At 67.2% G+C, this 11,880-nt stretch carries 7 protein-coding genes and 1 pseudogene; 2 read left to right on the top strand and 6 right to left on the bottom strand.

The genetic code is table 11. The annotated features are described in order from the left end of the window. Together AC1DUE_RS18940 and AC1DUE_RS18935 are read right to left on the bottom strand one after the other, a co-directional pair. Nucleotides 1-404: substrate-binding domain-containing protein (locus AC1DUE_RS18940; RefSeq protein ID WP_477040955.1), on the bottom strand; the 404-nt coding region annotated here is incomplete at its 3' end. Nucleotides 405-538: 134 nt separating this feature from the next. Beyond that, a complete protein-coding gene (locus AC1DUE_RS18935; protein WP_477040954.1) occupies nucleotides 539-3,130 on the bottom strand; it encodes a GH32 C-terminal domain-containing protein in 2,592 nt (863 codons plus the stop codon). 659 nt (nucleotides 3,131-3,789) lie between these two features. On the opposite strand from AC1DUE_RS18935, the gene AC1DUE_RS18930 reads away from it, so the two are divergent. Together AC1DUE_RS18930 and AC1DUE_RS18925 are read left to right on the top strand one after the other, a co-directional pair. Continuing rightward, entirely contained in the window at nucleotides 3,790-5,685 is a 1,896-nt protein-coding gene (locus AC1DUE_RS18930; protein WP_477040953.1) for a GH32 C-terminal domain-containing protein, read from the top strand. A gap of 342 nt (nucleotides 5,686-6,027) precedes the next feature. Then, the gene (locus AC1DUE_RS18925) at nucleotides 6,028-7,104 is read left to right on the top strand and encodes a LacI family DNA-binding transcriptional regulator (RefSeq protein WP_477040952.1); all 1,077 of its coding nucleotides are present in this window, start codon (nucleotides 6,028-6,030) and stop codon (nucleotides 7,102-7,104) included. A 57-nt stretch (nucleotides 7,105-7,161) separates the two neighbouring features. Here the strand turns inward: AC1DUE_RS18925 and AC1DUE_RS18920 are convergent, their stop codons facing one another. From AC1DUE_RS18920 to AC1DUE_RS18905, 4 genes and pseudogenes are all read right to left on the bottom strand, one after another. Next, on the bottom strand, nucleotides 7,162-8,706 hold the full coding sequence (locus AC1DUE_RS18920; protein WP_477040961.1) for a glycoside hydrolase family 32 protein: 1,545 nt from the start codon (nucleotides 8,704-8,706) through the stop codon (nucleotides 7,162-7,164). Nucleotides 8,707-8,750: 44 nt separating this feature from the next. Next, nucleotides 8,751-9,836 (bottom strand): oligopeptide/dipeptide ABC transporter ATP-binding protein, encoded by a 1,086-nt coding sequence (locus tag AC1DUE_RS18915; RefSeq protein ID WP_477040951.1) that lies wholly within the window; start codon nucleotides 9,834-9,836, stop codon nucleotides 8,751-8,753. Next, complete coding sequence (locus AC1DUE_RS18910) at nucleotides 9,833-10,813, bottom strand: ABC transporter ATP-binding protein (RefSeq protein ID WP_477040960.1); 981 nt, start codon at nucleotides 10,811-10,813, stop codon at nucleotides 9,833-9,835. The genes AC1DUE_RS18915 and AC1DUE_RS18910 overlap by 4 nt, the downstream gene beginning before the upstream one ends. Before the next feature lie 120 nt (nucleotides 10,814-10,933). Further along, nucleotides 10,934-11,863 (bottom strand): annotated as a pseudogene (locus AC1DUE_RS18905) (ABC transporter permease); the annotation flags it as partial. Nucleotides 11,864-11,880: the final 17 nt, after the last annotated feature.

Raw genomic sequence — 11,880 nt, 5'->3', positions numbered from 1 at the left:
ACGAACAGGCCGGCATCGCGGGCCTTCGCGATCGCGTCGACGACAGCGGGGCCGTTCGGGGTGATCAGGATGCCGTCCTGGCCCTGGGAGATGGCGTTCTCGATGGCCTGGATCTGGGTGTCCTCATCGCCATCCTCGCGACCAGCCGCGAAAGTCAGCTCCACGTCGTTGTCCTTCGCGGCGGCCTCGGCACCCTTCTGCATGGCGATGAAGAACGGGTTGCTCGTCGTCTTGACGATCAGAGAGACCTGGACCGCCTCGTCAGCGGCCGCGGCCGTGGACGTGGCGTCCGAATCGTCAGCCTCGTTGGAGGAACAGGCTGACAGGAGAATCGCCGCAGTCGCGCCCAGAGCGACGAGGCTCCAGGCAGTGCGGCGGCGGGTAGGCAGGGTGCGTGAAGGCATGGTGGTGGCTCCTCGTTTACGCGACAGTTCACGCCGCTGACAACGTTGTCGGGTGAATTTCTACAGGCGGGGTCGTTCTCGGTCAAGCGGCTGGCGTGTCCGGTTCCGGTGCGCCGGAACCGGACGCCCCTGGCTCAGTCGAGCTCGGGCGTCTTCACCGGGGAGGCCGCGAGGTAGGAGACCCGCGCCGTTCCATTCTCGGCGAAGACCTTGACACCGTCACTCGTCAGATCGGGAAACACGAGGTCGGTCAGCGCAACGCGCCCGCCCTCCGCGAAGACCTCGACCGACGAGCTGTCGACCCAGATCTCGAGGTCGAGCGGTCCGTCGAGTGGCAGCGGAGCGCTGTGCACCGATCCGAAGTTGCCGCCCAGCGAGACGTCCCCAGACTGAGTGCGGTCGATAAAGATCCGCTGCTGGTTCACGTCGTAGCCGATGCGGGTGCGCTGGTTGCCTCCGACCCGGACGTCGATGCCGAACGTCGAGGCCGTTCCGGGCTCGATGACGGCGTCGATCCGCAACGACGTTCCATGCACGTCGACGCGCTTCTCACCAGGACCCACGGCAACCGTCTTGTGGGCGCCGCCGCCCTTGGCGTTGTCCGCTCCGCCAGGGCCGTGGCCAGTGTTTCCGTGCGAGCGGATCTTCCCCTTGGACCAGACGGTGACCGGGTCCAGAACCAGGCAGTCGGCCTCGCTGACTGGCAACGAGAGCACCGTCTGGCGCCCGTCAACCGTCGTGAGCGTCAGTTCCCGCGGGACGGACTGCTCTCCGCGCCACGTGCCGGTCGGCGTGCTGTTGGCGTAGTCCCAGTTTCCCATCCAGCCGATGAGCAGGCGCCTGCCATCCGGAACGTCGTTCCAGGTCACCGCGGCGTAGAAGTCCGAGCCGTGGTCGAGGAACCGAGCGCGATCCCACGAGCTGAGCGCCGGCTCGCCAGCGAGCACGAACTGGTCGGCGAGGAGATGTCCCCAGCCCCCGACCGCCGCGTCGACCAGCTGCACCTGTGCGTGTGCGCCCTGCAGGTCCGACAGGTCCCACGACACCCAGTCGAGGCCCGACCCGTCCCGCCCGGTCGCTGTCCGCACGACGTCTCCGTCGACGAGCAGGTTCACCGTGGTCTCCGCCGACCAAGGTTTGGCGGCGACGTCGGAGAAGACGATGTGGTCGAGCATGATGTGGCCCCAGTCGGACGTCCGGTCATCCACGACCTCGATGACGGCTTGGTGACCGCTCCACGCCGACACGTCCCAGGCGACCCAGTCCATGTTGGGTGAGCCCGGACCCGTCGCCGTCAGTACCCGCTCGCCATCGACGATCAGGTTCACTGCGGTTGGCCCGTCGCCGCCCATCGGGTGGTTCCCGCCGGCGAGAACGAAGTTGATCCAGCTGCTGTCGATCGTGAAGGCAGGCGACGTGATCGTCCCCGTGGCCGCGTCGCACGAGCCCCAGCACGTATCAAGCACCCCACGGCCCACCCGTCCAGGCAGGTCACTCCATGTCGTCGACCCGATCTCGGCAAAGTCCCCGGTCCCCGTCCAGCCTGCTGGGGGTCCGTCCGCCTCGAAGTCCGCGAAGAGCTCACCGGCAGGAGGCTCAGTCGTACCGCCCTCCACGCGCGGATGGTTCCCGCCGCCCAAGGCGAAGTTGAGGTAGCGATCGTCGACGACGAAGTCAGGAGAAGTCAGCGTGCCCGTCGCTGAGTCGCTACCCCCGAAGCTGTCGACGAGCTGCTGTCCCACGTAGCCCGTCACGTCAGCGCCGGGCGCGACAGGGCCAGCGCCGAACGCGGTCCCCGTAGCCGTCCAGGCGCCATAGTCCGCGCCCTCGAAGTCGGCGAGGACCGTTCCTGGCGGGGGCGAGTAGGCCGGGTCGGACGAGGTGAAGACGCTGCCGTCGAACTTCCCGACGAAGTACTGGGTCCGGCCGCTCACGCTGACGACCAGGACCCAGCGCTTCTTGCCTGTCTTCTGGTCTCTGAGCTGGAACAGGTCGGGGCATTCCCAGACCCCTGCCGTCACGCCATCGGGTCCGAAGTCGCTCTGATGGGTCCAGGTCTTCAGGTCAGCAGACGAGTAGATCGACACCTTCCGCTCGGCCGCCAGCGACACGACCATGGCCCAACGGGATCTGTCGGCATCCCACCACACCTTCGGGTCGCGGAAGTCCTTGGAGCCGATGTCGAGCACCGGATTTCCCTGGTACTTGGTCCACGTGAGGCCGTCGTCCGTGCTGGATGCGAGTGCCTGGCGCTGAACTCCGGTGGCCTTGTCGAAGCTGGTGTACACCGCCACGAGCGGCGGATCGGCCTTCGTACCGAGCTTGCTGGTGTTCTTCTTGTCGAAGACGACGCTTCCGGACCAGACGTCCTCGGCCGCATCGGAGACGATGGCAAGAGGCTGCTCGGTCCACGTCACGAGGTCCGGACTGGTCGCGTGGCCCCAGGACCCGTTGCCGGATGTCGGCCCGTACGGATTGTGCTGGTAGAAGAGGTGGTAGATGCCGTCCTTGTGGATCAGCCCGTTCGGATCGTTCATGAAGTTGGCGTCCGGCGTGTAGTGGTAGCCGGGCCGGTAGGGGTCAGACGCGGGAGGCGAGCTCGGTGAAGGCGGTGGGCTCGGCCTGCGTTCACTCGCCACTGCTGGCCCTCCGGCGACGAGGCTCGAGGCGAACACAAGAGCGGCCGCAGAGAGCGCAGCGACCCGTCTTAGCGATATGGATGGCATCAAGAACCCCTGACATCGTTGTCAATCGGACGGCGGCAGCGTAGGCGCCCGGTTTGGCAGGTGGCAAGGTCTGGCCGAGTCGGATCCGCGCGTGCTACTCGCGCCGAGCCGGCTGGGCCATGTCATCCCATCAACAGCGTCGAGCGCGCGCCTCGTGGCCTCGTCGATGCAGGTCGTCGCCCGGATTCGGTGGAGAGTGCGCATCGGCGGGCTCGACGTCTACGGCGCCATACTTCGCTCGAGGGCACCCGGTGCGAGCTGGATCCGGGAGCTCACATGGCTGCGGCGCGGTTGACGGCGTCCTTCTGCGGTGGCATCCTGCCGGTGACAACGTTGTCGGTACATGCTCCACAGCGCCGGGTCAGGCAAAGGTGCCTCTCTACGGATCTACCGGCGCGATCGGCAGACGCTCGCCGTCCCCGCCCCTGAAGAAGTGACCAGAAGGAAACTGCACCCCGACCGGACGGCTCCTGTCGAGCGGACGGTTCGGCCAATCGGCGATGACGCCATTTCGCTGCACCCAGACAACCTCGTGCTGAACCTGCGGAAGCGTCACGGCCAGAAAGTCGGTCCCTATGTCGCGAGCACATCGAAGCCTCGTGCGCGCCCTCTGCATTGCATTGTCCGCAGCAACCGCTCTTGCGGCCAGCGCCCTCTCCGTGGCAATTGCCCCGCGCGCGCAGGCCGGAAGTCCGAGCGCCTACAGCGCGCAGGATGCGCCGGCAGACTCCCTCTCGTCCTACCGTGCGGCTTATCACTTCACCGTGCCGGACAATTGGAAGAATGACCCGCAGCGACCCATCTTCATCAATGGGAAGTACCAGTATTACTATCTGTACAACGGCAACTACAACTCCGGTGGCGGGGGAACCGCGTGGCGGATGGCAAGCAGCACCGATCTCGTCAGCTTCCAGGACGAGGGCATCGCCATCCCGAAGTTCACGACTCCCAACGCTGACATCTGGAGCGGAAGCGCAGTCGTCGACACCAACAATACCGCCGGTTTCGGCGCCGGAGCCGTAGTCGCCTTCGGCACACAGCCGGACGCGGGAGGCGGAAACGCCCAGGCACAGTTCTTGTGGTATTCCACCAACGGTGGGGACACGTTCACCCCGTATAGCAACGCACCCGTCGTGGCGAACCCTGGGGTCGCCGACTTCCGGGACCCCAAGGTCGAGTGGGACCCGGTGCGCAGCCGTTGGGTCATGGTCGTCGCCATGGGAGAGCGCATCCGGGTGTTCACGTCGACGAACCTTCGCGCATGGACGTTCCGTAGCGACTTCGATCCGCCCAACCTGGGCTTCCTCGAGTGCCCTGACCTGTTTCAGATGCGGGCTGCCGACGGCACGCTCCACTGGGTGCTGGGCGTCAGCGCGACGGGTCCTGGCGGTTCGCCCTTCTCGTTTGCCTATTACACCGGCGCTTTCGACGGGAATGTGTTCGTCCCGGACACGAGCGCCCATCAATGGCTCGACCACGGCTACGACTGGTACGGCGCAGTGACGTGGGCAAATGCTGCTAGCAGCGACCAGTCCATCCGCTACGCCATGGCTTGGCTGAACAACTGGGCGTACCCGGACAACACGCCCACGCGTGCATCTGACGGGTTCAACGGCACCGACTCGATCGTGCGAGAGATACGGCTCGTACGACGCAGCAATGGCACCTACGGCTTCAATTCTGCTCCCGTGAACCTCGATTCCGTCGCACGCTCGACAGCGACCGTGCCGACGACAACCGTCGACGGGAAGACGGTGTTGCCGAACACCGGCCAGGCGTTCGAGCTCACGGCCGACGTGTCGTGGACGACGGCGACGAATGTCGGCCTGGAATTGCGACGTTCCACCGATGGCGCGCGACATGTCGACGTCGGGGTGTACACGCCGGGGTCGTACTCGTACGTGAGCCGTCGAAACACCAGCCAACCGGACACGTCTAACACCCGGCTCGAGTCACAGGCGCCATTCGATTCTGCACGCAAGTCCGTGAAGCTCAGGATTCTCGTCGACCGGACGAGCGTCGAAGTGTTCGTGGACGACGGGCAGTACGTGCACTCCGACCAGATGTTCGCCCCCCTCGCTGACCAGGGGATCGCGCTCTACAGCAGCGGCGGCGCCGCAACCTTCACCAACATGCGGATCCGTCAGCTCAACTACTCCTCGGGCCCGAGCACGGCCCCGACGGGAGGAGCAATCCGCTCCGCCGTCGATGCAAGCAAGTGCTTGGACCGCGATGGTGGCAGCGGTCGCGCCCAGATCTGGAGCTGCACCGGCGGCAGCAACCAGACGTGGGAGTTCAACACCAACGGGACCATCACGACGGGCGGCTCCTGCCTCACGCTGCCATCGGGTCAGACCGGCAACGGAACCCTGGTCTCGGCCGGTGCCTGCAACGGCACGGCCGCACAACACTGGACACGCTCGACAAATGGGTCCTTGCGCAACGAGGCAGCCGCCCGCTGCCTCGACCGGCCATCGGGTGACCACTCCAACGGACGACAAGTTCAGATCTGGGACTGCAACGGCGGCGCCAACCAGACGTGGGCCGTGCAGTAGCACCGAACGGCCGAAAGCCCCCCCCCCCCCCCACCGCTGGCTCAGCCGATGCTGAAAGAGCACAGTGCTCTGGGACCAAGTCGGAGACTTGCCGTCTGTCTGCGACCTGGCCGCCTGCGGGTCAGCGGCGGGCGCGGCCCGCGGGCTGACGTGTGTTCGCGTCGGTCCCACGCCGCGTCAGCAGGGTCGCGTCGTGGCGGATGACACGGAGAAAGTTCACACTCGGTATCCACGGAAGCGAGACTCGACAACCATCTCGACGGGCCGCTGATTCTGGCCGAGCGGGATCGGCACGCGTGAGCGCTCCGGCGGTCGTGCCACCAGCAGGGCTATGGTGCCGCCATGACGACGCTGTCGACTCAATCGACTTCCGCCGGAGGTGGGCGGCCCGAGCCGCGGTCGCGGTCCCGCGCGACGATGCGTGATGTCGCTGCCTTGGCGGGCGTCGGACTCAAGACTGTCTCCCGGGTCGTCAACGGGGAACCAGGTGTGGCTCCGGCGACGGCGGAGCGAGTCAACCGCGCCGCAGCGGAGCTCAACTTTCAAGTCGACATGATGGCCGGCAACCTCCGTCGGGTCGGCCGGCGCACGCGGAGCATCGGCCTGCTGCTGGCCAGCGTCGACAATCCGTTCGCCGCCGCTATACACCGCGCTGTGGAGGACGTCGCCGAGACCCGCGGAGTCGCTGTCTTCTCAGCGAGCACCGACGAGAGCCCAGCCCGGGAACGCGCGCTCGTCGAGGCCTTCACATCACGGCGGGTCGACGGGTTGATCCTCACGTCTACCGGCGCGGACCAGACGTTCCTCCTGCCGGAGATGGACGCAGGAACACCCATCGTCGTCGTCGACCGACCAGCAATCGGAATCGAAGTCGACACAGTCATGGCGGACAATGTCGAGGGGGCCCGCCACGCCGTCGAGCACCTCATCCGCCACGGGCATCGCCGGATAGCGATCATGAGTGACCTCGGGACTATCGCCACCGCCGCGCAGCGCCTGGAAGGCTTCCGACAAGCCCTGGCCGACGCCGAAATTCCGACCGATCCTTCGCTGGTGATCGAGGACCTGCATGACGAAGAGAGCGCCTTCGATGCGGCCATGGAACTCTTGATCCGCCCGCATCGACCGACGGCCATATTTGCGAGTCAGAATCTCGTCACCATCGGGGTGTTCAGGGCGCTCCGCACTCTCGGGCTCCACCACTCGATCGCTTTGATCGGTTTTGACGACTTTTCGCTCGCAGACCTTCTAGACCCGCCCGTGACGGTAGTCGCACAAGACCCGTTCGCCATCGGACGCGCTGCGGCCGAGCGGCTCTTTGGACGAATGACCGATGCGTCGTTCCCGCCGCAGAGAATCATTGTGCCCACTCGCCTTGTCCAGCGCGGTTCGGGCGAGATCCGACCGCCCAGAATTTGAGGCATGACTGAGACGGGCCCAAAGTCAGAGCCCGCCGGCCGGCCCGACGAGTGCAGCTCACGGCGGGCCTCCGGCCGTCGGCCACAAGGACCGTGGTCCGTCGACGATGCTCGCCATCCGCCAGGAATCGACACGTTCGACGCGGACGTCGGCGCCGTCGGCCCCGAGCGCGACGCCGACGGCGTCAGGACCGACCGGGTAGACCCGCGTCGTCAGCGGCACGCCGTTGACGAAGATCTCGACGGCCGAGCGATCCAGGACCACCCGCAGGTGCACGCGCCCGTCCGAACCCATCGGCGCGTCACCGGAACGCTCGGACATGTCGACGTCCGCGTCGAGGCTTGAGTCCGACCGGTCGAGCCGCACTGCCACGCGTCCTCGGTCGTCGGCGCCGCGGGTGACCGAGAGCACGGTCCGCTCGGGTCCGCCCTGCCGCACCACCAGATGTGCCGTCGCGCCGGGGGAAAGCACCAGCTGCATGTCGAGATCGAGCTCGTCCCCCCTGACCTCCTCGAGCGAGAGCAACGTGCCGGCCGCGAGCTCGAACGCGTCGATCCGCACGTGGTCCCGTCGGAGCGTCGCAACCTCTGGGGCAGGCTCCTGGTGAACCGATCCGTCGGCCGCCAGAGTGACGACCCGAGGCAGTGACATGACGCCCGACCACCCGGCCTCGACCTGCGCAGCGTCGGAGCGGCCCTCCTGCAGCCACCCGAACATGATCCGGCGCCCCGACTCGTCCCGCATGGACTGCGGTGCGTAGAAGTACCGGCCGCCGAGATCCAGCCGGCGCAGGTCGCGCGGGACGAAGGAGTCGCCGTCGTAATCGCCCGTCCAGTAGAGAGCGTGGTGAGTCACGCCGTCGTCCCACGCCGAGAAGACGAGTACGTCGGCCCCACTCCCGCGATCAGCGCCCGGCACACTCGTGGATCCGTCGAACCCGAGGCGGAAGAGGTCGACGCACTCCCACATCGTTCCCGTCCAGAGCGGGTCCACGGATGTCTCTCCCGGGACCGGCTCCCTTTCCAGCGCATCACCCACGACCAAGGGACCTACCAGCTCCCAGGTACGCAGGTCTGCCGACTCGTAGAGGAAGGCCGTCCCGCCGACACCCGCGATCCCCGATCCGACCAGATGCCGCCACACACCACCCTGCCGCCACACGCAGTGGTCACGAAAAGCCGTGACGTCGACGCCAGGCGGAGTCGAGCTGATGACGGGGTTGCCCGGGTCCTTCGTCCAGGTACGAAGGTCGGATGATCCCGTCGCGACGCACGGCAGCTCGCGCTCCGAGTGTCGGCCCGAGTACACGAGAGTTGGCACGCCGTCGTCGTCGACCAAGACACCCGACCAGCAACCGTCGACGTCCGGACCGTGGGGCGACGGCGCCAGCGCTACCGGCTCGTCTTCCCAGCGGACGAGGTCCCGAGAGATGGCGTGACCCCAGTGGATGCGCTCGTGCACCGGGGCATGCGGGTTGTACTGGTAGAAGAGGTGGTAGATCCCGTCACGCTGAACCAGCCCGTTCGGGTCGTTGAGCCAGCCCGCCGGAGCCACGAAATGAAACCGGGGGCGGTGCGGATCGGCAGCTGCCCGTTTCAGCATCGTGGCGCCGACCTCGGAAGTTGCGGGCCGAGTGCTCTGGTCAGTCATCGCTCTATCCAGTCCTTCGTCGTGGGTTCGGGGGTGGCAGGGGCGGCTTCGACGGTCAGTGCGCGTCTCGCCACGTCGGCCCGCGGGCGGTAGAGGTGGCACCGCACCACGTGCTCGTCGCCGACGCGGTGCCACACAGGAGCGTCGGAACGGCAGGCTTGATCGACGTCGTTCGCAAACTCGCATCGAGTCGGCTCGAGCACCGCCGCCCTCAGTCGCGACCTCTCGATCGGGTCGTAACCGCCGACCCGGTGCGGGTCCGGCACAGCTGACAGGAGCAGCCGGGTGTACGGGTGCGCCGGCGCCTCCATGAGGGACAGCGACTCACCGCTCTCCACCACCTCGCCGGCGAACAGGACAGTGGTGCGGTCGGCGACGTACCGTGCTGACGCCAGGTCGTGCGTGATGTAGAGCATCGAGATGCCGCGCTCGTCGCGCAGCTTGCGCATGAGGTTGAGGATGCCGATCCGCACGGAGACGTCGAGCATCGACGTGGGCTCGTCGGCGAGGATGACTTCTGGCTCGACCGCGAGAGCACGCGCGATCGCGATGCGCTGGCGCTGCCCTCCCGAGAGCTCGTGCGGGAAGGCGTCGAGGATGTCGTCCGTCAGGTCCACGGCCCTCATGAGCTCACTCAGGGCAGCCTGCAACTCCGCCTGGGACCGCACGTGCCCGTGCAGGCGCAGGGCACGCGTGAGGAAGTGGTCTACACGGTGCACGGGGTTCAGCGACCCGAAGGGGTCCTGGAAAACCATCTGCACGGTGCGGCGGTACTCGCGCGATGCGCGCCGCGGCTCCGCCCGGAGCACATCCACGCCGGCGACGGTCATAGAGCCTGACGTCGGCTGCTCCAGTCGCGCCAGGCAGCGTGCGATCGTGCTCTTGCCGCTGCCTGACTCGCCGACGAGAGCCATGATCTCGCCTCGACGCACCTCGAGGTCGACGCCACCCAGCGCCCGGATGTGACCACGAGAGAAGAGGCCACCCATCGGGAAGTCCTTGACCAGCCCGGTCACGCGGACCACTGGCTCGGCCGCGGGAGCGGCGACCGATGCGGAGGAATCGGCGACGGTGACGCTCATGAGTCGTGCCCCAACGAGTTCTGTACGGCGGTGTCGACGTCGCGCGACGCAGCACCGAGAAGGACTGGTGAGGCGACGGCGACACTCGATCCGGCTGCCACCCAGTGCCGCGGCGTCACCTCCTCCAGGTCTCCGATGTCAGTAAACCGGACCCCGTCGGCGAGGCCCGCGAGCGTGTTGCGCGGACCCGACAGCGGAGGGAACGCATGCATCAGCGCGTGCGTGTACGCATGGCGAGGGTGCGTCAGGATCTCGGCGGAGTCGCCCATCTCGACGAGCCTGCCGCCGTACATGATGCCCATCCGGTGGGAGAGCTCGACCATCAGCGAGATGTCATGGGTGATGAACAGGATGGAGAACCCGAGCTCGCGCTGCAGGTCGGCGATCTGCGCCATGATCTCCTGCTGGACGACGACGTCGAGCGCCGTGGTTGGTTCGTCCATGATCAGCAGCCGCGGTCGCAACGCGACGGCCATGGCGATGACCACCCGCTGCCGCATCCCCCCCGAGAGCTGGTGCGGGTAGGACTTGAGCCGGGCCGGCTCGATCTTCACCAGCTCCAGGAGCTCGGCAGCCCGGCGACGGGCGTCCCGCTTGGACATGTTCTCGTGCGTGGTGAAGATGTCGACGATCTGGTCCCCGACCGTCATCACGGGGTTCAGCGAGTTCATGGCGGACTGGAAGACCATCGCGACGTCACGCCAGCGGAAGCGCCGCAGCTCGTCCGGGGTCATGGCCAGCACGTCGCGACCACAGAACGTCACCGTGCCGGAGCTGATGACGGCAGGGTCGCGCAGGAGCCGCATGATCGCGTTGGCCACCGTCGACTTTCCCGAGCCTGACTCGCCGGCCAGCCCGAACGCCTCGCCTGCGCCGATCTGGAAGGACACCCGGTCAGCGCCGACCACGGTCCGATCCCCGCGGTACTCGACCGTGAGGTCGCGCACTTCCAAGACGGGGTCCCCCTCCCCCCACACCTTGGCGGCTCCGACCTCGCTGACGTCGACCACCGTCGGCGCGCTGGCGGAGTGCCCATGGGTGCCACGACGCCGGCGCGGACGGCGCAAGCGGGGGTTCGTCACCTCGTCGACCGCGTAGTTGATCTGGGCCAGCGCGTAGGCGATGAGCGCGATGCAGATTCCGGACGGGACGAACACCCACCAGTTCCCGGTCAGGAGCGCACCGTCGTTGCTGGCCCAGTAGAGGTTGGTGCCCCAGCTGACGGTCGACGTGTCGCCGAGGCCGAGGAACTCCAGCCCAGCCTGGGCACCGATCCCGAAGATGACGCACGCCAGGAACGTGCTCATGACGATCGACGCCATGTTCGGCAGGATCTCGCGGAACATGATCCAGGAGGCGCGTTCGCCGGTCACCGTCGCCGCGGCGACGAAGTCTTTCGAGCGGACGGACATCGCCTGCGAGCGCAGGACTCGCGCCGAACCTGCCCACCCTGTGATCACCAGCACGATGACGACCGTGCCCGACCCCGACGGCAGGAAGGCGGCGAGGATCACCAGCAGCGGCAGGCCGGGAAGCAGCAGGAACACGTTGGTGATCAACGAGAGGAGGTCGTCGGTGAGGCGACCGAAATAAGCCGACGAGAGCCCGACGACGATGCCGATGAGGGTCGCCATGATCCCGACCAGGAACCCGACGGTCAGCGACGAGCGCGCGCCCCACAGCGTCAGGCTCAGGACATCCTGCCCCTTGCTCGTCGTACCCAGCAGATGCCCGAGCGAGGGCGGCTGGGAGCCGATATTCGTGACGAGGCTCGGGTCCGCCGGAGCGATCACAGGCGCGAGGATCGCCAGCGTCGCGAAGACGAGCAGGATGACGACCCCGAAGGTCGCCTTGCGATTGGCCAGCAGGGCACGCCAGAGATTGGTGCGCGGACGGCGCTCGACCTTCGATGCGACGACGTCCGGCGCGGCGCTCGACGAGCCACCCGTGGCATCGGGACCGGCGCCGGTGCCGACCCCGGCCTTGCGGGGCGTCGCCGAGGCGGCCCTGGGGTTGATGACGGACATGGAGGCTCCTTCGTCGC

This window comes from Cellulomonas sp. P4_A2, assembly GCF_056402515.1.
Note: the sequence above shows the minus strand (reverse complement) of the source record. Positions and strands in the feature narration are given on the sequence as shown.

Coding starts and splice junctions, on each gene's coding strand:
- AC1DUE_RS18935 (WP_477040954.1), bottom strand. CDS start 3,130: ATGCCATCCATATCGCTAAGACGGGTCGCTGCGCTCTCTGCGGCCGCT.
- AC1DUE_RS18925 (WP_477040952.1), top strand. CDS start 6,028: ATGACGACGCTGTCGACTCAATCGACTTCCGCCGGAGGTGGGCGGCCC.
- AC1DUE_RS18920 (WP_477040961.1), bottom strand. CDS start 8,706: ATGCTGAAACGGGCAGCTGCCGATCCGCACCGCCCCCGGTTTCATTTC.
- AC1DUE_RS18915 (WP_477040951.1), bottom strand. CDS start 9,836: ATGAGCGTCACCGTCGCCGATTCCTCCGCATCGGTCGCCGCTCCCGCG.